Source organism: Ochrobactrum sp. CGA5, assembly GCF_006345815.1.
In the GTDB taxonomy this organism is placed as follows: domain Bacteria; phylum Pseudomonadota; class Alphaproteobacteria; order Rhizobiales; family Rhizobiaceae; genus Brucella.
The window spans coordinates 222,901-245,738 of record NZ_VCIG01000038.1 but is presented as its reverse complement, the minus strand read 5'-3'; the positions used below and the strand labels follow the sequence as shown (position 1 = coordinate 245,738).

The following is a 22,838-nucleotide window of genomic DNA, read 5'->3' as shown; positions in this document are numbered from 1 at the left end:
AACAGATGCTACTTAAATAAGGCGGAAGCCCCAATTCGCTATTCTTGTTTTACATTCAGCACTTTATTAATCATATACGATACTCATACTCCGTTTACCATGCAACTTAAGAGGGTGAACATAATTGTTGCGTAATTTGCTCCCAGGTCACAGCGACCAACAAATAAGAAAGAACGATCTCAGGAGCACAACACATGACCAAGCTTTTCGCACGTTTCCGCAAAAGCGAATCCGGCGCGACCGCCATTGAATATGGCCTCATCGCGGCTCTGATAGCTGTCATCATCATCGGCGCGACGACTTCTCTTGGCAACAATATCCGCGACAAGTTCCAAGAAGTTGCCGATGCCATCAGCGGCGCCGGTGATGGTAGCTAATAATCCGGTCGACACAGGAGACGAAAAATTCAACCGCCCTTTCGGGCGGTTTTGCTTTTGGCGTCCTGTTATTGCTTTCCCCTGAAACTTTTGAAATCCAAAGGCGTTTAGTGAGCGTGGGGGAGCATATTTAACTGCCTGACGCGGAGTTTTGATCGGAGCAGACCGTGCTAACGCTCTGCAACCTTTGTTGATTATGGGATTCAGGGAGAAGCGCGCATAATCCCTCTAAATAGTGGTTCGCCGCGTGGTTGTTGCGTATTCCAGCGCTGACCCCGGCCTTTCGGGAGTAGCGGACATGTCATTGAAATCCATATTACTGGCGCTTGGTATCGGCGTTGCCGGAGTGACACTCAGCGGCTGTGTTTCCGAGAGCTATTATGGCTCTGGCTATTACGATCCGTATTATGTTCGCGGCGGATATGTCGGTACGGGTGTCGTCTATAATAGCGGTGGCTATTATCGAAACTATCCACGTCATTACCGAAGCTCGCGCTACTATCGTGACCGCGATCACTACCGTTATCGCGACCGGGATCGTCCAAACCGCCCGCCTCACAGCAAGCCTGATCGCCCACGGCCATCACGACCGGATCGTCCGCCATCAGGCAATGACGGGGCAAGTCGTCCAAATCCCGGCAACCCCTCGATTATCCAGCAAATCAAGCGTGGACCGAACAACTAAAACAAAAACACCCGCCGGTTGGCGGGTGTTTTGTATTGAAGGAACCTTCATCAGAACTTGACGACATATTCCTTGCGGGTGGTCTCGATGACTTCCCAGCTTCCCTTGAAACCAGCCCGGATAACAAAACTGTCTCCGGCTTTGACTTCGCGGGCTTCGCCGTCCTGTTCAGTTATGACAGACCGGCCTGACAAGATGTGACAGAACTCCCATTCGTCATACTCGATACGCCATTTTCCGGGCGTGCTTTCCCATATGCCTGCAAAGAGGGTGCCTTCGGCATTCTCCTCCAGATTCCATGTGCGGAATTTCGGGGTCCCGGAAAGAATGCGCTCCGGTAACGGCGCGCCTTCCTCCGGCTCGATGCCAGTCAGGTCAAAATCGAGAAACCGGCTCATGAATCAGACCTTTGCCAGCGCCTGCTCGATATCAGCAATAATGTCGTCCGCGTCCTCGATGCCGATAGACAGACGCACCACCTCTGGTCCGGCACCGGCCGCCACCTTCTGCTCGTCGCTCAACTGTCGGTGGGTGGTGGATGCCGGATGGATGACCAATGAGCGCGTATCACCAATATTCGCAAGCAGCGAGAACAGGTCGAGGCTATCGACAAACTTCACGCCCGCTTCGTAGCCGCCTTTGAGGCCGAAGGTGAACACCGAACCGGCACCTTTCGGTGCATATTTTTGCTGGAGCGCATGGAACTTATCATGCGGCAGTCCGGCATAATTCACCCACGATACTTTCTCATGACCACGCAGCCATGTTGCAACCTTCAGAGCGTTATCGCTGTGGCGCTGCATGCGTAGCGGCAAGGTTTCCACGCCGGTGAGAATCTGGAAGGCGTTGAACGGCGAAATTGCGGGGCCAAAGTCCCGCAGCCCCAGCACGCGCGCAGCGATGGCGAAGGAAATATTGCCAAAAGTCTTGTGCAGTTCCAGACCTGCATAATCCGGGCGCGGTTCTGTCAGAAGAGGGTAATTGCCGGACTTGGCCCAGTCGAACGTGCCGCCATCGACCAGAATGCCCCCCATGGAATTGCCGTGACCGCCGATGAACTTTGTGAGCGAGTGGACGACGATATCCGCACCATGTTCGATCGGGCGCACCAGATAAGGCGATGCAAGCGTGTTGTCCACGATCAGCGGCAAGCCGTTTCTGTGCGCGATTTCGGCGATAGCCTCGATATCCACCACGATGCCGCCGGGATTGGCAAAGCTCTCGATGAAGATGGCGCGCGTTTTGCTGTCGATCTGCTTGACAAAATCGGTCGGGTTGGTGGCATCGGCCCAACGAACCTGCCAGCCGAAGGACTTGAACGACTGACCGAACTGATTGATCGAACCACCGTAAAGCTGGCGCGCGGCGATGAAATTGTCACCCGGCTGTAGCAAGGTATGGAACACGAGCAATTGTGCAGCGTGACCGGACGCAGTTGCGACTGCTGCCGTCCCGCCTTCGAGTGCGGCAATGCGCTCTTCCAGAACAGCAGTCGTCGGATTTGTGATGCGCGTATAAATATTGCCAAATGCCTGCAAACCGAACAGCGAAGCGGCGTGATCTGCGTCGTCAAAGACAAAAGAAGTGGTCTGATAGATCGGTGTTGCACGGGCACCGGTCGTCGGATCTGGCTTTGCCCCTGCGTGAACAGCAAGCGTTTCAATTCCGGGAGAGCGTTTCGACATTATTTCCTCCTGTGTCCCAAACCCCAATTCAGGTCCGGACGTTAGGCGTTGCCGTCAGGAAAGCAAAGGAAGATTTTTTGCCAAATAAAGGATTTGCAGAAATTAAATCCGAAAGTTCTCACTTGCCAATCAGGCGGGGATATTCGATGGCCGGACAGCGATCCATGACGACAGTAACACCTGCTCCTCTGGCCCGGTTTCCGGCCCCTTCGTGCACCACGCCGAGTTGTGTCCACAAAACTTTCGGGCGAAACTTCATTTCAAGAACTTCGTCCACGATGCCCGGCAACGAATAAGGTTCGCGGAAGACGTCTACCATATCCACCGGTTCTTCGATATCAGCCAAACGAGCCACGACACGCTGACCGTGTATATCCTTTCCTGCCTGCCCCGGATTGACCGGAATCACATGATATCCCTTAGAAAGCAGGAATTCCATCACACCGTTGCTTGGGCGCTCCGGTTTCGGCGATGCACCGAGAAGCGCAATCGTTTTCACGGAAAGCAGGATTTCGCGGATCTGGTCGTCAGAAGGGTTTTGCATCTTGTCCTCTTCGGTCGGTGGGGCAAGCGCTTGCATCACGCCTGCCGGTTCCTCTATTGATGAACAGATTTGGGAGGAAAGCATGAATATCAATACTATTCAGGAGCTCAATGTCGATGTAGCGACGCCTCATTCCTTAAGCCCTGTTATGAAAGTTGAAGAGCTTCGCGGATTTATGCAAAGCGAGTTTCCGCAACTGGGAGACGCTTTTGAGATCACGGCAATTAATGACGGCTCCGCATCCATGCGGCTTTACGCCGATGAACAACATCTGCGTCCCGGCGGCACCATTTCCGGCCCATCGCTTTTCGCGCTCGCCGATGTGACAGCCTATGTCGCTATACTGGCTCATATCGGCCCAGTGGCGCTGGCGGTCACGACGAACCTTAGCATCAACTTTTTGCGCAAACCCTCACCCGGCACCGTCGATGCCGTTGCCCGCCTTCTGAAACTTGGCAAGCGGCTTGCGGTGCTCGATATCAGCCTGACCGATGGTGCCAACGGCGAGCTTGTGGCTCATGCAACTGCCACCTATTCGATCCCGCCGCGATAAAAGCGTAAAAAAGATACGGTATTATAATACCAAGCCTTTAATGCATTGATTTTACTAAGTTTTTAAAACAATGCTCTGAATATAGAGCTTGACGATCACTCGGACATTGTGTATCGACCCGCCAGCAGCGAGTGAAACTATCTTTTGCCCGCTCGTTCGGGTTGGACGCGATCCAACACAAGCAACAAAAAAAGCCCTGATTCTCAAGATCAGGGATTAAGTCAAGGAAGACTTCAATGGCAACTTTCTCCCAGAAGCCGGCTGAAGTGGTGAAGAAGTGGGTGCTGATCGACGCCGAAGGCCTCGTGCTCGGCCGTCTCGCCACCATCGTCGCCAATCGCCTGCGCGGCAAGCACAAAGCAACCTTTACCCCGCACGTTGACGATGGCGACAATGTCGTAATCATCAATGCCGACAAGGTTGTTCTGACCGGCAAGAAGTACACAGACAAGAAGTATTACTGGCACACCGGTCATCCGGGCGGCATCAAGGAGCGCACCGCTCGTCAGATTCTCGAAGGCCGTTTCCCGGAACGCGTCGTCGAAAAGGCCATTGAGCGCATGATCCCGCGCGGTCCGCTCGGTCGTCGCCAGATGAAGAACCTGCGCGTCTATGCAGGCCCGAACCATCAGCAGGAAGCTCAGCAGCCGGAAGTCCTCGACGTCGCCGCGCTGAACCGCAAGAACAAAGGGAATGCATAATCATGGCTGAGCAGCTCAACTCGCTCGAAGAACTCGGCACTGTTGCCAAGACCGAAGCTGCCGCTCCGGTTCACGTCCAGAAGCTGGACGCACAGGGCCGCGCTTATGCCACCGGCAAGCGTAAGGATGCCGTTGCGCGCGTATGGGTCAAGCCGGGCACCGGCAAGATCACCGTCAACGACAAGGAATTCGAAAAGTATTTTGCACGTCCGGTCCTGCAGATGATCCTGCAACAGCCGATCGTTGCTTCGAATCGCGCTGGTCAGTTCGACATTGTTGCCACCGTTGCCGGTGGTGGCCTCTCCGGTCAGGCCGGTGCTGTTCGTCACGGCATCTCCAAGGCCCTCACCTACTATGAACCAGGCCTGCGCACGGTTCTCAAGAAGGGTGGCTTCCTGACCCGCGATAGCCGCGTCGTTGAACGTAAGAAGTACGGTAAGGCCAAGGCTCGTCGTTCGTTCCAGTTCTCCAAGCGCTAATGCGCTTAGGGCAAGTTCTCGAAGCGTTAATATTCTTATCGCTTTGGACTTACAAAAAAGCGGGCCTTCGGGTCCGCTTTTTTGTTATGTAGTAGGAGACTCAGCCAGCATGGAGCCAGCCGAATGTCGTCCAGTCGTTTTGCAGTCACACCGGAGCCTCCTTATCTGATTGTCACCTTTGCATCGCAGCGTGTCAGCGGTGATGACAACGGCTATGGCGACATGGCTGTGCGGATGGGCGAACTCGCAGCGAAGCAACCTGGTTATCTTGGCATCGAAAGCGCTCGCGACGCAGAAGGCTTCGGCATCACCAATTCTTTCTGGACCGACGAGGAAAGCATTCGCGCGTGGAAGCGCGACGTAGATCACCTGGCGGCACAGAAGCTTGGGCGCCAGCAGTGGTATGAAGTTTATCGTGTGCGCATCGGTCGTGTAGAACGTGCTTACGGATTTGATGCCAAAAGCGAATGAAAGCGCTATAGAAGCCAAACTATCATCCGGGAAGCGCCATGCCTTCAAAAACGATCGACCACGCTATCACTGCCCGCAGTCTGACAAGTGCCGCAACGGACCCAACGCATGCTGGTCTGCTTTCGTTCATGCGGCGCGTGTACACAAAGTCGCTGAAGGGTGCAGAAGCGGTGGTCTGGGGCATTCCTTTCGATGCAGCGGTATCCAACCGGCCCGGCGCACGCTTCGGACCGCAGGCGATCCGGCGCGCCTCGGCGATTTTCGACAATGATCCGCAATACCCGTTTCAACGCGACCTTTTCGAGAATCTCGCCGTCATCGACTATGGCGACTGCCTGCTCGACTATGGCAATCACCATAAGACTCCCGCCACCATCGAGCGCGAAGCGGCGAAAATCCTGAAATCGGGTGCCTTCCTGCTGACACTCGGCGGCGATCATTTCATCACATGGCCGCTACTGAAGGCTCATGCCGCGAAATATGGTCCGCTGGCACTCGTGCATTTCGACGCACATCAGGATACGTGGTTCGACGATGGCAAGCGAATCGATCACGGTTCGTTCGTGGCCCGTGCGGTACGCGACGGCATTATCGATCCTGCTCACTCGATCCAGATTGGCATCCGCACACATGCCCCAGAAGATTGCGGCATCCAGATCATTTATGGTCATGAGGTCGAGGACATGCCGGCAGTGGCAATTGCCGATGCAATCCTGAAACGCACCAATGGTCGGAAGACCTACCTGACTTTCGATATCGATTGCCTGGACCCGGCCTTTGCGCCAGGAACCGGTACGCCGGTTTCAGGAGGCCCATCGTCGGCAAAGATGCTGTCTGTGCTGCGCAAGCTGACGGCCCTTGACTTTGTTGGCGCCGATGTGGTGGAGGTTGCACCGGCCTATGACCATGCCGATATAACAGCAATCGCGGGAGCGACGATCGCAATGTATTATTTGGGCCTTCTGGCCGAACGGAAAGAACGACGATGAAGCACGCGGTGCTTGTTCAAAGATCGATTCAAGCAGCTCGAAAACTGATTCCGAATATTGTCGTAACTTTCTGAATTCCAAGGCAAAAGCATGAAACCGAAAATCTTTATCGATGGCGAACACGGCACCACTGGCTTGCAAATCCGCACCCGACTGGCCGAGCGCGACGATATTGAAGTGATTTCCATTCCGGAAGCCGAGCGGCGCAACAGGGACTTGCGTGCCGACTATCTGCGCGCGGCCGATATCGCGATCCTGTGCCTGCCGGACGATGCCTCCAAGGAAGCGGTTTCCCTGCTCGAAGGTCATAACTCGACACGCATCATCGACACTTCCACCGCCCATCGTGTGCATCCCGACTGGGCCTATGGCTTTGCAGAACTAACTAAGGGACAGCGTAAACGCATTGCAGAGGCCCGCTTCGTCGCCAATCCGGGCTGCTATCCGACAGGTGCGATTGCGCTTGTTCGCCCGCTGCGTGATGCAGGCCTGCTGCCTGCCTACTACCCGGTGAGCGTCAATGCCGTTTCCGGCTATACAGGCGGTGGCAAGCAGATGATTGCGCAGATGGAAGACAAAAGCCATCCCGAGCATCTTGCTACAAATAATTTCCTCTATGGCTTGCCGCTCAGGCACAAGCACGTGCCGGAACTGCAATTGCATGGCCGCCTGGATCGGCGCCCGATCTTCTCCCCCAGCGTCGGACGCTTTCCGCAGGGCATGATCGTACAGGTTCCGCTGTTCCTGACTGAACTTGAGGGAACGCCATCGCTCGCAAAAATTCATGCCGCGCTGACAGAACATTACGCCGGCCAGGATATCGTCGAGGTCGTACCACTTGAAGTAAGCACCAGTCTGGCGCGTGTCGATGCGGAGGACCTGGCCGGGAAGGACGGCATGAAACTCTTTGTATTCGGCACCGAGGGCGATGGAGAGGTCAATCTGGTGGCGTTGCTCGACAATCTCGGCAAGGGGGCATCGGGCGCAGCCGTCCAGAATATGAACCTTATGCTCGGCAAGGCTTGATGGCGAAGGAGCCGATCTTTCCTGGCGAATGGAATATCGGCTCATTCGAGCCTCTTGCAGATACGCATTCAAGCCTCGTCTGGAAGGTCGAACGCAACGATCGTCCGGGCGAGGTTTTTGTCGTCAAACAGTTGAAACCAGCCGGAATGGAAGAGCTGCGCGGAGCGCATTATCTCGACTGGCAGGATGGCCATGGTGCCGCACGACTGTACGGCGTCAAAGGCACGTCGATGCTGCTCGAATATGCGGGTGACTATCACCTTGATGAGCACCTGAAATGCGGCAAGGACGCCGAATGTCTGCAGATATTCGGCGAGGTTCTGACGGCGCTGCATACACCCTCGCCCGCCCCGATCCCGGTTGACTTACAACCACTGGAAAAGCACTTTTCCAGTCTTCTTGCGTTAGCGCATGAGATCCCGGGCTACGCAGAAGGCGCGGCAGCCGCCAAGTGCCTGTTGGCGACACCGCACAAGGCCATTCCGCTACACGGTGACATTCACCACGAAAACATCATCAGGGGGCCGCGCGGTTGGCTCGCGATCGACCCGCACGGGCTCGTCGGTGATGCTGCCTTCGATGCAGCCAACATATTCTACAATCCGCTCGATCGGGACGATCTCTGTCTCGACCTCGAACGCGCAAAGGGCATGGCCGAACATTTAGCCCCGGTCATCCAGTGCGAACCGGCCTACATTCTGGATTATGCCTTTGCCTATGGCTGTCTTTCTGCCGCATGGCATCGTGAAGACGGCAATGACGCGTACGAGGTGCGGGAACTGAAGATCGCGTCCGCGCTACGTCAGTTACGCCTGAAAGTTTACCCTTCATAAGCACCCTTGGTTGCACGCCAGTGCGCAACCGCAAAAGCCAACACGACCAGCGCAAAGAACTGATGCGTCAGGCCCAAATGCAGCGGCACGCTCATCAGAAGCGTCATAATTCCAATCACAGCCTGCACCACGACCAGTCCGATCAGCACAATCGTACGGCGCGCATGGGTGGTACCGGGCGCGTACTTCCATACCTGTAGGGAATGCAGGACGGCCAGAACCAGAACCGTATAGGCGAACATGCGGTGCACAAACTGCACAGTCTTCGGGTTTTCAAACAGGTTGCGCCACCATGGCGACTGGATGAACAAATCGGACGGGATGACAGCTCCATCCATCAGCGGCCATGTATTGTAGGTCAGACCGGCATGAAGCCCGGCCACGAGACCACCCAGATAAATCTGGACAAGGACGGCAAACACCATCCATCCGGCAAAGCGCTGGATCGACCTCTCGGCCGGTCGTTCACTGTAGGTGACGAGCCCGCGCGCAATATAGAAAACCGCCGTTATGATGATACATGCCGTCGTCAAATGGATCGCCAGACGGTACTGGCTGACACTTGTCAGATTACTCAGACCGGATGCTACCATCCACCAGCCGATAGCTCCCTGGAGACCGCCGAGCGCAAGCAGACCCAGCATACGGTATTTGAGGCCACCCTTAAGCCGCCCGGTTACCCAGAAGAAGGCCAGCGGAACAGCAACCAGAAACCCGACAAAGCGCGCCAGCAGGCGGTGCGCCCATTCCCACCAGAAAATATACTGGAATTCTTCAAGAGACATGCCCTTGTTGATCTGCTGGTATTGCGGAATCTGGCGATACTTATTGAACTCTTCAACCCATTCGGCGTGGTTGAGCGGCGGAATGACACCGTGAATGGGCTTCCATTCGGTGATGGAGAGGCCTGAACCCGTCATGCGGGTAGCACCGCCGACCATGACGATGGTAATCAGCACCGCGAACACCGCATAAAGCCAGTAGCGCACAAAGCGACGGTCGCGATCCTCTTTCGATGACCCGGAACCCTGCCCTATACGTCGCGCCGTTGCTGCCGTCATGCCATTCACCCTTCGATAAAAAGATGAAGGATACATGCCGCATAGGCGAACCGGTTACAAGTTCGCCTCACGCGACATGCCGCCGCGTTTTTGCCCTTTCACTACCTCTTCTCACGCGGTAGTGATGAGCTGGGAAAAGGAGAGCTGCGCTATGCCCGTTCGGCTGAAAAAACTGATCGGCACTTTCTTGCTGGTTTCACTGGTCATTATCTACGCGGTGTTCGCGACCATTATCGCAGTCGCGCACCTCGCTGAATCGAGCGCTTGGGTGCATCTCCTGTATTTCTTCGTGACCGGCATTCTGTGGGTGCTACCAGCCATGGGTATCATCTGGTGGATGGCCCAGCCACCACGCAAGAAACAACATTAATCCCTTCTGAGGATGCCGCAGACGATGGCGAGCGTAGTTGCAGCGCGCATTCTGACGGATTTCAGCGAGATCGGCCAAATTTGGAACGATACTGGTGCCATTCACGGTGCGCCGCAATCGCTTGCGTGGATCGACAACTGGCATGCAATCGTGAATGCCGACAGTTTTGTCGTGGGGCTTTTTGACGCCGATAGCCCAATGCTGCTCCTGCCGCTGGAAGTCGTCAGCCAGAACCGCGCGAAAATTGCACGCTATCCCGGTGGGAGTCATGCCAATTGCAATTTTCCGTGGCTGCGAAAAGAATGTGGTGACGCCCTCGATGAGGACGCGGTCGTGCAATTGACCAAGTTCATCCGCAAAGCGCGGCCTGACATTGACGCACTGTCATTGACGCGACAGCTTTCTGAACTGCAAGGCGTGACCAATCCGCTGTTGGCTCTAGGAAAAAAGCCCAATCCAAATCCAGTTCTCGCCGCTTCGCTTCGTGGTGGCTTCGATGTGGTACTTGATCGCGCCAACCGCAAGCGAAAACTGAAGAAGCATCGCCAGCACAGTCGCCGGTATGAAGAAAGCGGTGGCTGGAGAGTTTCCCGGCCTCAAAACCAGGCGGAAACGGACAATATTCTCGATCTCTATTTTGCAATGAAGGCACTGCGCTTTCGGAAGATGGGGATCCGAAATCCTTTTGCCGATGAAAATGTTCGCGTATTTTTCAAAGCTTTCTTCGGTGAAGGATTGGCGAGCGGACAGGAACTGAATGAACTGCGCTTTCTCGAAGTTGGCGGAACAGTGCGTTCGATCATCGGAAAACTGTTCGGCCAAACCGGCCCCACTGTCGAGTTTGCCGCGATCGCAGAAGACGAGCTGATGACAGCAAGTCCCGGCGAATTTCTCTTCTTCGAGGATATAAGCCGCAGTTGCGATGAAGGTCGTTCGATCTACAGCTTCGGCATTGGTGATGAGCCATACAAGCGCGAATGGTGCGATATCGAGCTCATGATCTATGACACACTGATACCGCTTTCCACCGAAGGGAAGCTCTTTACAGCGCTGCAAGCAACCCGTAATGCGATTGCCCGAAGTCTCAAGCGCAATCCACATCTCTGGCGCTTGGCCAAGGCGTTGCGCAGCAGGTTCGCAAAAAGGTAGAGGGCGTTAGCAATCTGATTCAGGAGCGTGGCCTAAGCCACTGTTTCGGAGTCACATTTAGCAATCAGGTAGCGTCGTCCATCAGAATGACGACGTCTTCGTAACCACCCTGATCGAGATCGAGAGCGGACAGCGCTACGCCTTTATCATCCGGATCGACAATACTCATGACGACGGTTGTTGGGCCATCGGCGATGCGTCTTATCTGTTGCGAAGATGACGGACCGCATTCCACCAATACAAAATCGTAGACTGTTTCCAGCGCATCCAGAATGAGCGGGAGACGATCAGCAGAACGCATGGCGGTTTCTGGATCGGCCTCTCCCAGCGGAACGACGTGAGCCTGCGAGAACCGGTCACTGTGGATAACTTCGTTGAAGCGGCGCTCGCCGGACAGAAGTTCGGTAATGCCAGGCAGATGAGCACCGTCCAGCATCGCGAGGCCAACAGTTCCCTGTGCGGTCATGTCCACGAGAATCGCACGCTTGCCACGGTCCGCGAATTCACGGAGCAGACGTACCGTGCCCGCCGAGGCTCTATCACCTTCTGGAGATACGACTACGATACGTTTCAACTTTCCGCCGGACAACAGATCGGCAACCGCCTCCACACCGTTTGGATTACGCGGTTTCGTATCAGGCTGCTTAGTCTCGCGCTGCTTGACCATGGGAAACTCCTCTATGGATTTCCTTGTTCCGGGAACCGGCGGCTTCGCCGCAAACGGCATAGTCCAAGTACGGCGCGGCACCGCAATTGTCTCCTCGGCAGCCGTATCGCGGCGTTCGGCTCTGGACGGCGGCACGGCAGCAGCCTCAGCGGCGGCAGCGATGACCGGCATCTCAATTTCATCAACGGCTTTAATTCTCCGGCCATCGACCGTCTCGAAAGCACGTCCGCTGAACAACTCTCGCAGGAGAACGAAAATCGACAGCAGGAGCAATCCAGCCGCAAACGTCGCGCCGACAATCGGCAATATCATTGGATAATAGGGCACTGCGGGCGCTTCGGCGGTTGAGAAAACCCGGGCATCAACCGGCACATAATTGCGGTCGGTGCGCGACGCGGCTTCGCGATAGCGCGTCAAATAGGTTTCCAAAAGCTGACGCTGGGCCGCCGCCTCGCGCTCCAATGCCCGTAATTCAACTTCCTGATCGCCCGCTTGCGCCGCCTGTGCCTTCACGCGGTTAAGCTCGCGATTGAGTTCGTCCTCGCGAAGCTTTGCTGCGGAGACTTCATTATCGAGACTGACAACCAGCTTGCGGCCTTCGATCCTGATCTGCTGGTCGAGATCGGCAAGCTGAGAGCGCAGTGCCTTGATGCGAGGATGACCGTCCAGAAGTGTCGTGGAAAGGTCGGCAATCTGGGCATTGAGCTGGATGCGCCTTTCAGCGAGACGCTGCATCATACTGGAAGCGACAACATCCGGCAGCGTATCGATGGGCGCACCCGAGGCAAGCACCTTGCGAATGCTTTCAGCCTTTGCCTCCGCCGAAGCGCGGCTGGTGCGAACGCGTGTAAGTTCGGTCGAAACTTCCGATAGCTGTTGCGTCGCAATTGTGCTGTTGCTCTGCCCTGTCAAAAGTCCCCGTGAAGCGCGATAATCCGCCACCTTCTTTTCCGCATCGCGCACACGGTTGCGCAAGTCGTCAATTTCGGGTGCGAGCCAGCTAGTGGCATCGTCGTTCGATTCCAGCTTCGCGGCCTGTTGAAACAGAATGTACTGATTGGCCAACGCATTGGCGACTTTCTTGGCCGTTTCAGGGTTTGCCGAATTGTATTGTACAACGATCACGCGCGAAGCGGAGACAGCGAAGACCTCCATGTTCTTGCGCAGCTTCCGCAAGACCCGTTCTTCCGGGGTCAGTCGTGCGGGATCGGTCCGCATACCAAGCATGATGAAGGCGCGGGTCCACGGCTTCACATCCGTCGCCGTAAAGGCTTCATCGCTGGTCAGCTTGAGTTCGTCGGAAACTTTCTTGAGAAGGTCGCCGGAAGAGAACACCTCGACCTGGCTTTTTACACCTTCGGCGTCGAAGACGGGTCGCTCGGCTGCTGTTTCGCCATTGGGGCGGGTATAGATGGATTCGCGAGCCTCGATCATGATACGCGCTTCAGCGCGATAATCCGGCGTGAGAAGAAGGCAGATGGCCCATGCAAGCGCCGCCATGAGAAGCGCGCCAACGACAATGAACAGCCAATGACGGCGCAAGCTGAAGAACAGCGCGCCGATATCAATATCTGCATCCCTTGATAACGGATCGACTTCTGCCATTCCCCATTCTCCATGGACTTCGCGAGTGCGCCTGCGCGCATGATCGCTCTCGCCCGCATGGGGTAATGCACCCCCGAACCTGGCCGGAAGGTAAAGGAACAAGGTAACCAGAGGGTTAAACAGGATAAGCCCCCGGTGACAGGTGAGACATAAAGATTTTGTGCCAACCTCTGTCTTCTTTACCAGCCATTAACCCTAATCAATCGATAACGCTTGCAACCGATATTCGTAATCGCGCTGTCAATACTGCGTCGATTGCGTTCGTAAGACATATTGCTTTTCGGAAGAACCGAGGCGGAAGATGACGGCGAAGACAACTCATAACAAGCGCAAAGGCCATGTTCTGCTTGTGGCGCTAGGCCTTGCCGCCATGACGCTTTCCGCCTGTTCCAGCTATCGCCCTGCCCCGCCTGCTTTCCACGAAGCGCTGAACCAGCCTTACATGCTGGACGCCGGTGATCGCGTGCGCATCACGGTTTTCGAACAACCAAGCCTTACAAACACCTATAGTGTCGATCAGGCTGGCTATATCGCCTTCCCGCTCGTCGGCAGCATTCCGGCACGTGGCAAGACATCCAAACAGCTCGAAGGCATGATCGCATCAAAGCTGCGCGGCGGATATCTGCGTGATCCAGATGTCAGTGTTGAAATCGACCGCTATCGCCCGATCTTCGTGATGGGCGAAGTCGGCGCCGCTGGCCAGTATTCCTATGTTCCTGGCATGACCGCGCAAAAGGCAATCGCCGCCGCGGGTGGTTTCAGCCCTCGCGCCAATCAGGAGAACATAGATATTACGCGTCAGTTCAACGGCAAGGTTCTTACCGGGCGTGTGCTGATTTCCGATCCTATCCTGCCGGGCGACACGATATATGTGCGCGAACGTCTGTTCTGATGGCGATTGATGGCTGATGACACCAATGCCTCCCCACTGCGTATCGTCCACTGTTTTCGCGAGCCGACCGGCGGGCTCTTCCGTCACGTTCGCGATCTCGTGGGCCTGCAAGCGGAAAATGGCCACGCAGTCGGCATCGTGTGCGACGCAACGACAGGTGGTCCGCGCGAAGACGCACTCTTGGAAAAGTTACGGCCCAAGCTCGCGCTCGGCCTTCATCGCATTGCCATGCAGCGCCACGTCGGACTTGGCGACGCAGCGGCAGCGTTTAAAACATATCGTATCATCAAGAAATTGCGGCCGGACATATTGCACGGACACGGCGCCAAAGGCGGTGTCTATGCGCGATTGTTCGGCTCAGCCTTACGGGTTTTCAGGTCTCGCGTAGCCCGTATCTATTCGCCGCATGGCGGTAGCCTGCATTTCGATCGCAAGACGCGCCGCGGCGGCGCCGTCTTTCTGGTCGAGAGAATGCTGGCTCCGATCACCGATGCGGTGATGTTCGTTTCCAACTTTGAAAAGCGTATATACGAAGAAAAGGTAGGACGGCCCTACGGCCTCTATGCCGTCGTTTATAACGGCTTAGGCGAGGACGAATTCATACCTGTCGCAGACGCGCCCGATGCCAGCGATTTTCTCTTTGTCGGCACCATGCGCGAACTGAAGGGGCCGGACCTTCTGATTCGTGCCCTTGCGCGGCTGCAAGACCAGCATCAGCGCAATTTCACCGCAACAATGGTGGGAGACGGGACGGAAAAGCCCGATTTCGTCAATCTTGCCGCCAAGCTGGGAGTTTCCGGGCAAATACGCTTTCTGCCCGGAATGGCTGCGCGAGACGCGTTTGCTTTGGGGCGGATAATGGTAATTCCATCGCGCGCCGAAGCGTTCCCCTATATCGTTCTCGAGGCACTGGCCGCCGCGAAGCCCGTCATCGCCAGCAATGTCGGCGGCATTCCCGAAGTCTTCGGACCACAGTCGGCGGCACTGGTGGAGCCTGAGGAAGATACACTCGCGAACAAGATGCAGGATGTTGCAGAAGATATGGCAACATTTCGCGCTGCGATGCCCGATATGACACGGCTGCATGAGCGTTTCAGCCTGCAATCCATGGCGCACTCGATCGAGACGATATACTACGAAGCCCATCCAGACCGAACAGCACCGGAAGATTGAAGGGGCTTCCCTCAGTCCGCCATTGCAGCGAAAGGTTCTGATGCAGAGAGCGACCGTTCAAACTGGGATCGAAATCCACCCCGCGCGGCAAAGTAGATATGGTGGAAGGCATCCGCACGCCCGCCAATGAGCGAGATGTCCTCCCGCTGCCATTCCCAAGGCAGCGTATCGAGCTTGTCTTCAAACGGGTCTGATATGGTTGCCGACCAAAATGCGGCGATGCCGTTTGGTTTCAGCGCCCTTTTCACCAGTCTCAGACCATCATCCTGGTAGATTGCTCCATTAGCCGACCGAACAGTAAAGTCCGGCCCGTTATCCGTATCCATCAATATGGCATCGTATTTGTCTGGTTCCGTGCGAAGAACATCCATAACGTCGGCAACCCGGACCTCGACGCGAGGATCGTTCAATGGATGATCAGCGAGATGCCCAATATAGGTCCGGTTCCAGTCCACGATCTCCGGGACGAGTTCGCAAACAGTGACCCTGGAATCCGGGCACAGCAAATCGAGTGCAGCCCGAAGCGTGAAGCCCATTCCAAGTCCACCGATGAGCATATGCGACACTGGCCGTCCGTGCAGACGAAGCGATCTTTCGGCCAGCACCGTCTCTGACTGAAAATTGACATTAGACATCAATTCCAGGCCGTTATAACGGATTTCGTAGATGTAACCGCGTTTTCGCAACAAAATTTCATCGCCGGCATGATTGCCCGCTCTAGCCAGTTCGGCCCAGATAGTCATGATCAACCCTTGAGCGCCGTCCGAAGCCCCAGAACCGGGATGGATAAAGCGCATTAAAACAAACAGTTAATGCGACCTTGCAAGATCGCAGCGTGAATTGCTCTCGTCAGGATTTTTTGGGTCGCTGTGCGGTCAGGCGCGCAGCAACCCCATGACATCGTCCGATCTGGTGCCGATCAGGAGTGGAAACAAAGCAGGCCTGTTGACGGCAACATGTGCCGAACAGTTCGACGGCAAAATGCCGCTTGCAACTTTATCGTCCAACGGTTTCATATCACCGTCCTAGGCAATATAGTTATACAAGGCAAGTCTTGCGTTGGCTTGGATTGCGACAACCGCCGTAGCCTCGTCTCGTCGCCAATGCTATGGCGGTATGGGCATCACGCATGTTATTTTAGTAATTGCTAACAATAATGGCTTTCAATTGAGTATTTAATTGAGTGTTTACCTAAGCAAAAAGCTTGACATGCGATGTTTATATTCTGCTTAGGACTCTCGGTCTAATTAACAGGCTATCAGTTCACGATCAGGGGCAATGTTGTGCGAGACAATGATGCGCTTTCTCCTTTTGGCCGCAAAGCCATAGAAGCCAGCAGCAAGCCAACTTCTGGGCAAGATTCCAAACCGAAGGATCCAGTAGAACTCAGCCCACTGGCACGCCAGATGGCTGAGCAATATCAGCGCGATACGTTTTCGCCACTGATGTTGAGCGGCGTCATGCGTATGGTGGAGTTCGGGATTGTCTTTTTCTGCGGCATTCTCAGTTTCCTGCTCTATGTCGGTATCCGCACGCATCTGATCCTCTATTACCCGCTGATCATGCTGGCCGGGGGCGCGCTTTTCGTCTTGCTGATGGAATTCAATGATGGCTATCAGATAAACGTGTTACGCAGCCCCGGTCGCTATCTGCGACGGCTTTTCATTAGTTGGGCAGCCGTGCTTGGCACCCTTGCCATTGCCGGCTTCCTGATGAAAGCTTCGTCCGATTTCTCACGCGGCTGGTTTGTCTACTGGGCGATCAGTGCCTGTGTAGTGCTGTTGATTTCCCGTGTTTTCATCGCATGGAAGATCAAGCGCTGGGCACGTAACGGCACTATGGAGCGCCGCGCCGTTATCGTGGGCGGTGGTCCCAATGCGGAAGCACTCATTCGCTCGCTCGAACAGCAGCCCGACAATGATATCCGCATCTGCGGCATCTTCGATGACCGCGACGACAAGCGCTCTCCACCTATCGTTGCGGGCTATCCGAAGCTTGGCAATATCAACGAGCTGATCGAGTTCGCCCGTATCGCTCACATCGATATGCTGATCGTGTCGCTCCCGATCAGCGCCGAAGCCCGTGTGCTCGCCCTGCTCAAAAAGCTTTGGGTTCTTCCGGTCGACATCCGGCTGTCCGCGCTCAATAACCACCTGCGGTTCCGTCCGCGTTCATATTCCTATGTCGGCGCGGTGCCGATGTTGGACATTTTCGACAAACCCATCAATGATTGGGATTCCGTCGCCAAACGAGTCTTCGACGTTGTCTTCAGCATTTTTGGTATCATTCTTCTGTCGCCGATCATGGTCGGCACCGCAATCGCCATCAAACTGGACAGCAACGGCCCTGTGATCTTCAAACAGAAGCGGCATGGCTTCAATAATGAAGTCATCAATGTCTGGAAGTTCCGGTCTATGTACACCGAGATGTGCGACCCGACCGCCAAGCAGGCTGTTACGAAGGATGACCCTCGCGTGACCCGCGTCGGGCGTTTCATCCGCAAAGCTTCCATTGATGAACTGCCACAGTTCTTCAATGTTCTCGCCGGTTCTCTATCGCTGGTCGGTCCGCGCCCGCACGCGGTCGCAGCCCATTCACATAATGTGCTCTATAACGAGGTTGTCGACGGCTATTTCGCGCGTCACCGCGTGAAGCCAGGTGTTACCGGCTGGGCGCAGATCAATGGCTGGCGCGGCGAAATCGACAATGAAAACAAGATCCGCATGCGCACGGAATTCGATCTTTATTATATCGAGAACTGGTCGCTCTGGCTCGATCTCAAGATTCTGTTCCTGACGCCGATACGTCTTCTCAACACGGAAAATGCCTATTGACCAGCGCGGCACAACGGTTTGACGGCAATTCACGTCCAGCCGTGATGCTGCTGGCGGATGTATCGCGCAAACGCGCGCTCAATCGTCTTGTCGCCAATATTGCAATAGGCTTGGGCGTTTTTCTGCTCGGTTTCGTGATGAGCGAACCGGCTCCCTATGAACTCTACATGGTTTGCCTGATTGCGCTGGCATTGCTGTGCGGATTGCGATTGACGCGCACCAGTCTCGTGCTTCTCGCTCTGTTTGTCGTGTTCAATTTCGGCGGCATGATATCCGTCATGCAGATGGCTGACGTCAAGAAAGCGCCGCTCTACATCGCCGTTTCGCTTTTTCTGGCTATCACGTCCGTGTTCTTTGCCGCCGCCATCGAGGGGGACTACCGGCGTTTGAAAACCATCTTCAATGCCTATCTCCTTGTCGGCGTGCTTTCTTCCATCCTCGGTATTGCTGGCTATCTGGGTCTTTTTCCGGGCGCCGAAATCTTCACTCGCTACGGACGTGCGCAGGGCGCATTTCAGGACCCCAACGTTTACGGACCTTTCCTGATTTTGCCTCTGACTTGGACGCTTTACCGCATCATGCGCGGCGGCGTACGTGATGTCATGGTTTATCTGCCGTTCTGCTGTCTGCTCACGCTCGGCGTTCTGGTATCCTTCTCCCGTGCGGCATGGGCGATGGTTCCCCTTTCCTTCGCGATCCTGTTCGGCGTCCTGTTCCTACAAAGCAACAGCGACCGCTTTCGGCTGCGCCTGATACTGATCGCTCTGCTCGCAATCGTGACAATCATTCTCGCGATCCTTATTATTCTGCAAATTCCCGGCATGGGCGATTTCTTCCGCGAGCGCGCGCGTCTCGAACAAAGCTATGACAGCGCAAGACTTGGTCGCTTCGCCCGGCACTGGCTTGGAATGATCCTCGCCACACAACATCCGCTCGGCATAGGCCCGCTCGAGTTCGGGCCGATGTTCGGTGAGGATACACACAACATATGGCTTAAGGCAGTGCTCGACTATGGCTGGATCGGCTTCATCGCTTTTCTGACGCTGACATTCCTTACGCTCGGGATAGGTCTCAAGCTCCTGTTCCGCAATCGTCCGTGGCAGCCTTTTCTGCTGGTCGCATACGCAACCTATCTCGGGCATGTTCTGATCGGCAATGTCATCGATACCGATCACTGGCGCCATTTTTATCTACTTTTCGGGATCATATGGGGGTGTGCAGGGCTGGAACATAAATATCACCTTTCACTCAAGCTCAGAGAACGATCAGGAGAGCAGCAATTTGCAACTCGCGGTATGCGCCACGACAGCCCTCATTGATGTTGCCGGATGCTTCGCCTTTTGAGGGCGGCTAAAACTTGATAGATCACTAATCTGGCTAGCACCTGCTATGGTCTAGCCTGCTTAGGGCGCCAGCGCTGATCGTGGATTTGTTGGCTATCTCGTTAAGAGCCTTAAGCTCTTTCTTGGAGGGCTTGAGCATGGATGCTCTCTCCAATGGAAAAGCCGCCACCACAAGGCGACGGCTGGCCGATCTTGCTGATCGGAGAGGAATGTTAAATTCTCTAACTTTGCTCGGAACCGTTCAGAAGTGTTTTGCTTCGCGTCTTCGCATCCCGAATTTCGCGGTCGCTACACTAAGCTAACAACTGCCATCAAGGCTATTTCTTACGTCCCATGCAAAATCTATCCACTTCACTCAAAAGTAGACAAACGTTCGCCGTAATCTAAGAGAGAATAGAACTATTCTAAACTGGAGAAGCCAAATGCCACGCCCCGCATACACTCTTGTTCAAAAGTTTCTGCACTGGTCAGTCTTTTTACTAGTGATCTGTGCGTATCTCGTAACTTTTGGTGAAGACTTTTATCCTCATGGGTCTCCTGAACGCAGCACTGTATGGTGGCTGCATATTTCGATAGGGCTTCTGCTACTGGTCTTCGTAGCCTACAGAATTATGGTCCGGGCTTTCGTCGGCACGCCTGCGATGCCTGATACGATGTCGCCACTAGAGAAAACAGCGGCAAAATCTGCGCATCATCTTCTCTACATTCTTCTAGTTCTTATTCCTATTCTCGGAGTTTGGCTTGCCCAGCTTCGAGGAAATGAACTTTCGTTCTTTGGAATATTCACCATTCCCCAATTCTTGGCTCCTAATAGGGAACTTTCTGGAACAGTGAAAGAAGTCCACGGATTTCTTGCGAATTTCATTCTTATCGTTGCAGGTATACATGCTCTTGCTGCTCTTTGGCATCATTTCTACAAGAAGGATAACGTTCTAAAAGGAATGCTCCCATGACGGGGCTACTATGGGAGGATTCACACCTCCCACAATTAGGCGAATTATCGCCATCTGCCACTGGCGCCTGCTTAGCACTACAGTTGCATTCTTCGTGATGCCGGCCTGACGAATTTGCAACTGTAGTGTTAGCGCTCGTGGACAAAGGGTATCCATAGTTTGACTGCAGCGATTGCGACGAAGCCGAGGTACGATATCCGATCTGCCATGGATGCAATGAAACCGGCTGGTGACGAATCGTCAATCAAGCCGAAAAAACGGAAAGCAGAATGACGCTGAGGGCCGGAACAGAACGCGAAGCTCCGTGGGGATTCGCGTGGGCCTTTTAGTGCCGAACTGTTCCACGCCGCGCACCTGTGTGCATTTTGTTCTTTTTTGAGGCTTTTAGAGCTTGCGGGAAAATCCTTTATATTCTAAGGCTTTCCCCGGTTCGGAGCGTAGCGCAGCCCGGTAGCGCACTTGACTGGGGGTCAAGGGGTCGTGGGTTCGAATCCCGCCGCTCCGACCATTTTTCTTCCCTATACATTTATTTTCATATGATCTTTCCTTTGCACACAACGTGCAAATCGGATTAGCTCTGCCATGCATTGCATGGAGGAGAGCATGAAGAATGCCCTGATCACTGGTGGCAGCCGCGGCATCGGTCGCGCAACCGTTCTGCGCAGTGCGGCGCAAGGTTGGTCTGTTGCTCTCAACTACGCAAGAAACGAAGATGCAGCCCACCAAACGGTGGCCGAAGCAACAAAGCTCGGCGCGATGGCGATTGCGATCCGGGGCGACATATCCAGCGAACAAGACGTGCTCGCCATGTTCGACAAGGCAGAGGCCGATCTTGGTACGTTAGATGGCGTCGTCCTTAACGCTGGTATCGTGGCTCAAACCATGCCTCTTGCGGATATGAGCGCCGATCGTCTGAAAAGCATCTTCGACGTGAACATTTACGGCACCTATCTATGCGCCCGCGAAGCCGCCAGGCGCTTGCAGCCTGGCAGCGCCATCGTCATCGTTTCGTCCATGGCCTCGCGGCTTGGATCACCGTATGAATACGTGGACTATGCCGGCGCGAAAGGCGCTGCGGACACGCTGACTACTGGTCTGTCCAAAGAGCTTGCGCCAAAAGGCATTCGCGTCAATGCAGTTCGTCCCGGCCTGATCGATACCGACATTCATGCCAGTGGCGGTAATCCACATCGCGCGGCGCGGCTGGGCGCCGGTACACCGGTTGGAAGAGCTGGAAAGGCGGAAGAAGTCGCGGAAGCCATTTTCTGGCTGCTGAACGACGCCCCCGCCTATGTGACCGGAACATTCATCGACGTTGCCGGGGGGCGTTAAAAGAACGCAACGCTCTACTTCTCGCGCAGTTGATAGGTTTCAGCAACGTAGCGATAGCCTTCGCCCTCTCGCTTGAGATAGGCGAGCGCCGGAAACGGCATATGATAGCCGATAAACGGTAGCCTGTCCGTTGCGATCATATCAAACATGCGCTTGCGGGTCTGTACAGCGGCTTCCTTGTCAATATCAAAGGAAACATGCCATTCGGGTCGCTGTAATGTGATGACAAAATGATTCGCTGTATCCGAAACCAACATCAACGATTTGCCCTCCGTCTCGACTCTGAAAGCCAGATGGCCCGGCGTATGGCCATAAGCTGCCACAGAACGAATCCCGGAAATGATTTCGCTGTCGTCACCCAGAAACGTCATTTTCTCGGCCAGTGGCTTCACGTTTTGGGCAACCATTTCAGCAACCGTCTTGGCGGGACTGTCGAGCCTTGCGGGATCGGTCCAGAAGTCGAATTCCTTTTGTCCTGCGGCGTAGCGCGCATTGGCGAAGGTTGGCTTGCCGTCCTCCATTAATCCACCGATATGATCGGGATGAAAATGGCTGAGCACCACCAGAGACACATCGTCCGTCTTGTAGCCCGAAGCCTCGAGCGCACTGGTCAGTTTGCCTAATCCCGCTTTGCGGGCACCTTCTCCCATGCCGGTGTCAAACAGGACAAGCTCGTTACCCGTATTGATCAACACCGGCGTGAAACTGTTGACGAAACGGTCGGCTGGCAGAAGATTTTCCTCAAGAAGTGCAGCAACCGCTTTCGGGTCCTGATTAATCGCATACGTCTTTTCGGGCGCTTCGCCTGCCCGGCGTCCATCAGAAAGAGTAGTGATCTCGAAATTGCCAAACTGAAAACGATAAAAGCCCGGATTTCCGACCTCTGAAGGATGTTGCACTTTGGAACTGCCTGTTTCTGCTTCGGCCTTTGTGAGCTCCAGAGGCGACAAGGCCAATCCGGCGCTGGCAGCAGATGCTGTTACAATGAAATTACGTCTTGAGATGGTCATTGATCGATCTCCCGGCATAATCTTTGGTGAGAACGACAGAATACCCGAAAAAGCTCCTTGATACATGGGATGTTCGATCAAGTTTTTGTTGGCTCTATAGGACCGG

General features: G+C 54.9%; 25 protein-coding genes and 1 tRNA gene. 18 read left to right on the top strand and 8 right to left on the bottom strand.

Features of this window, described 5'->3' with window-relative positions; translation table 11 throughout:
* Window positions 1-194: 194 nt before the first annotated feature.
* Window positions 195-377 (top strand): Flp family type IVb pilin, encoded by a 183-nt coding sequence (locus tag FJQ48_RS14125; protein ID WP_139975642.1) that lies wholly within the window; start codon window positions 195-197, stop codon window positions 375-377.
* 298 nt (window positions 378-675) lie between these two features.
* The gene (locus tag FJQ48_RS14120; RefSeq protein ID WP_139975641.1) at window positions 676-1,062 is read left to right on the top strand and encodes a hypothetical protein; all 387 of its coding nucleotides are present in this window, start codon (window positions 676-678) and stop codon (window positions 1,060-1,062) included.
* A gap of 50 nt (window positions 1,063-1,112) precedes the next feature.
* On the opposite strand, the gene FJQ48_RS14115 is transcribed toward FJQ48_RS14120, so the two are convergent.
* The 3 genes from FJQ48_RS14115 to FJQ48_RS14105 all read right to left on the bottom strand — a co-directional run bounded on the left by FJQ48_RS14115 (window position 1,113) and on the right by FJQ48_RS14105 (window position 3,327).
* Window positions 1,113-1,460, bottom strand: a complete 348-nt coding sequence (locus FJQ48_RS14115) for a cupin domain-containing protein (RefSeq protein WP_139975640.1) — start codon at window positions 1,458-1,460, stop codon at window positions 1,113-1,115.
* 3 nt (window positions 1,461-1,463) lie between these two features.
* A complete protein-coding gene (locus FJQ48_RS14110; RefSeq protein ID WP_139975639.1) occupies window positions 1,464-2,747 on the bottom strand; it encodes an O-acetylhomoserine aminocarboxypropyltransferase in 1,284 nt (427 codons plus the stop codon).
* Between the two features lie 118 nt (window positions 2,748-2,865).
* Complete coding sequence (locus tag FJQ48_RS14105) at window positions 2,866-3,327, bottom strand: CoA-binding protein (RefSeq protein WP_139976295.1); 462 nt, start codon at window positions 3,325-3,327, stop codon at window positions 2,866-2,868.
* A gap of 46 nt (window positions 3,328-3,373) precedes the next feature.
* On the opposite strand from FJQ48_RS14105, the gene FJQ48_RS14100 reads away from it, so the two are divergent.
* The 7 genes from FJQ48_RS14100 to FJQ48_RS14070 all read left to right on the top strand — a co-directional run bounded on the left by FJQ48_RS14100 (window position 3,374) and on the right by FJQ48_RS14070 (window position 8,343).
* Window positions 3,374-3,844: a PaaI family thioesterase gene (locus FJQ48_RS14100; RefSeq protein WP_139975638.1), complete on the top strand. Its 471-nt coding sequence runs from the start codon at window positions 3,374-3,376 to the stop codon at window positions 3,842-3,844.
* Between the two features lie 236 nt (window positions 3,845-4,080).
* Window positions 4,081-4,545 carry a 50S ribosomal protein L13 gene (rplM, locus tag FJQ48_RS14095; protein WP_139975637.1) on the top strand — a complete coding sequence of 155 codons (465 nt, stop codon included), beginning with the start codon at window positions 4,081-4,083 and terminating at the stop codon, window positions 4,543-4,545.
* Between the two features lie 2 nt (window positions 4,546-4,547).
* Window positions 4,548-5,024: a 30S ribosomal protein S9 gene (gene rpsI / locus FJQ48_RS14090; protein ID WP_006466519.1), complete on the top strand. Its 477-nt coding sequence runs from the start codon at window positions 4,548-4,550 to the stop codon at window positions 5,022-5,024.
* A 123-nt stretch (window positions 5,025-5,147) separates the two neighbouring features.
* Window positions 5,148-5,495 carry an antibiotic biosynthesis monooxygenase gene (locus FJQ48_RS14085; protein ID WP_139975636.1) on the top strand — a complete coding sequence of 116 codons (348 nt, stop codon included), beginning with the start codon at window positions 5,148-5,150 and terminating at the stop codon, window positions 5,493-5,495.
* 38 nt (window positions 5,496-5,533) lie between these two features.
* Window positions 5,534-6,484, top strand: a complete 951-nt coding sequence (gene speB, locus FJQ48_RS14080; protein ID WP_139975635.1) for an agmatinase — start codon at window positions 5,534-5,536, stop codon at window positions 6,482-6,484.
* Window positions 6,485-6,574: 90 nt separating this feature from the next.
* Window positions 6,575-7,510 (top strand): N-acetyl-gamma-glutamyl-phosphate reductase, encoded by a 936-nt coding sequence (argC, locus tag FJQ48_RS14075; RefSeq protein WP_139975634.1) that lies wholly within the window; start codon window positions 6,575-6,577, stop codon window positions 7,508-7,510.
* Complete coding sequence (locus FJQ48_RS14070) at window positions 7,510-8,343, top strand: aminoglycoside phosphotransferase family protein (RefSeq protein ID WP_139975633.1); 834 nt, start codon at window positions 7,510-7,512, stop codon at window positions 8,341-8,343. Before argC ends, FJQ48_RS14070 begins: the two co-directional genes overlap by 1 nt.
* Here the strand turns inward: FJQ48_RS14070 and FJQ48_RS14065 are convergent.
* Complete coding sequence (locus tag FJQ48_RS14065; RefSeq protein ID WP_139975632.1) at window positions 8,331-9,404, bottom strand: COX15/CtaA family protein; 1,074 nt, start codon at window positions 9,402-9,404, stop codon at window positions 8,331-8,333. The genes FJQ48_RS14070 and FJQ48_RS14065 overlap by 13 nt on opposite strands.
* 151 nt (window positions 9,405-9,555) lie before the next feature.
* Between FJQ48_RS14065 and FJQ48_RS14060 the strand changes: the two genes are divergently transcribed.
* Together FJQ48_RS14060 and FJQ48_RS14055 are read left to right on the top strand one after the other, a co-directional pair.
* The gene (locus tag FJQ48_RS14060) at window positions 9,556-9,774 is read left to right on the top strand and encodes a DUF2842 domain-containing protein (protein ID WP_010661115.1); all 219 of its coding nucleotides are present in this window, start codon (window positions 9,556-9,558) and stop codon (window positions 9,772-9,774) included.
* 24 nt (window positions 9,775-9,798) lie between these two features.
* Window positions 9,799-10,923 (top strand): GNAT family N-acetyltransferase, encoded by a 1,125-nt coding sequence (locus FJQ48_RS14055; protein WP_139975631.1) that lies wholly within the window; start codon window positions 9,799-9,801, stop codon window positions 10,921-10,923.
* Between the two features lie 64 nt (window positions 10,924-10,987).
* On the opposite strand, the gene FJQ48_RS14050 is transcribed toward FJQ48_RS14055, so the two are convergent.
* Window positions 10,988-13,195: an exopolysaccharide transport family protein gene (locus tag FJQ48_RS14050; RefSeq protein WP_139975630.1), complete on the bottom strand. Its 2,208-nt coding sequence runs from the start codon at window positions 13,193-13,195 to the stop codon at window positions 10,988-10,990.
* A gap of 301 nt (window positions 13,196-13,496) precedes the next feature.
* On the opposite strand from FJQ48_RS14050, the gene FJQ48_RS14045 reads away from it, so the two are divergent.
* A complete protein-coding gene (locus FJQ48_RS14045) occupies window positions 13,497-14,087 on the top strand; it encodes a polysaccharide biosynthesis/export family protein (RefSeq protein ID WP_139975629.1) in 591 nt (196 codons plus the stop codon).
* A gap of 9 nt (window positions 14,088-14,096) precedes the next feature.
* Window positions 14,097-15,260 (top strand): glycosyltransferase, encoded by a 1,164-nt coding sequence (locus FJQ48_RS14040; protein ID WP_139975628.1) that lies wholly within the window; start codon window positions 14,097-14,099, stop codon window positions 15,258-15,260.
* Window positions 15,261-15,271: 11 nt separating this feature from the next.
* Here FJQ48_RS14040 and FJQ48_RS14035 read toward each other — a convergent pair whose 3' ends face one another.
* Window positions 15,272-16,003, bottom strand: coding sequence for a hypothetical protein (locus tag FJQ48_RS14035; protein ID WP_139975627.1), 732 nt, complete (start codon window positions 16,001-16,003; stop codon window positions 15,272-15,274).
* Window positions 16,004-16,135: 132 nt separating this feature from the next.
* The gene (locus tag FJQ48_RS22425) at window positions 16,136-16,276 is read right to left on the bottom strand and encodes a hypothetical protein (RefSeq protein ID WP_180350211.1); all 141 of its coding nucleotides are present in this window, start codon (window positions 16,274-16,276) and stop codon (window positions 16,136-16,138) included.
* 267 nt (window positions 16,277-16,543) lie between these two features.
* Between FJQ48_RS22425 and FJQ48_RS14030 the strand changes: the two genes are divergently transcribed.
* The 5 genes from FJQ48_RS14030 (at window position 16,544) to FJQ48_RS14010 (ending at window position 21,722) form a co-directional block, all read left to right on the top strand.
* Window positions 16,544-18,094 (top strand): undecaprenyl-phosphate glucose phosphotransferase, encoded by a 1,551-nt coding sequence (locus FJQ48_RS14030; protein WP_139975626.1) that lies wholly within the window; start codon window positions 16,544-16,546, stop codon window positions 18,092-18,094.
* A complete protein-coding gene (locus FJQ48_RS14025; protein WP_139975625.1) occupies window positions 18,091-19,413 on the top strand; it encodes an O-antigen ligase family protein in 1,323 nt (440 codons plus the stop codon). The genes FJQ48_RS14030 and FJQ48_RS14025 overlap by 4 nt, the downstream gene beginning before the upstream one ends.
* A gap of 446 nt (window positions 19,414-19,859) precedes the next feature.
* A complete protein-coding gene (locus FJQ48_RS14020) occupies window positions 19,860-20,390 on the top strand; it encodes a cytochrome b (protein ID WP_139975624.1) in 531 nt (176 codons plus the stop codon).
* A 431-nt stretch (window positions 20,391-20,821) separates the two neighbouring features.
* Window positions 20,822-20,898: transfer RNA gene (locus FJQ48_RS14015), tRNA-Pro, on the top strand.
* Window positions 20,899-20,993: 95 nt separating this feature from the next.
* The gene (locus FJQ48_RS14010) at window positions 20,994-21,722 is read left to right on the top strand and encodes an SDR family oxidoreductase (protein WP_139975623.1); all 729 of its coding nucleotides are present in this window, start codon (window positions 20,994-20,996) and stop codon (window positions 21,720-21,722) included.
* Between the two features lie 14 nt (window positions 21,723-21,736).
* On the opposite strand, the gene FJQ48_RS14005 is transcribed toward FJQ48_RS14010, so the two are convergent.
* A complete protein-coding gene (locus FJQ48_RS14005) occupies window positions 21,737-22,732 on the bottom strand; it encodes an MBL fold metallo-hydrolase (protein ID WP_139975622.1) in 996 nt (331 codons plus the stop codon).
* Between the last annotated feature and the right edge of the window lie 106 nt (window positions 22,733-22,838).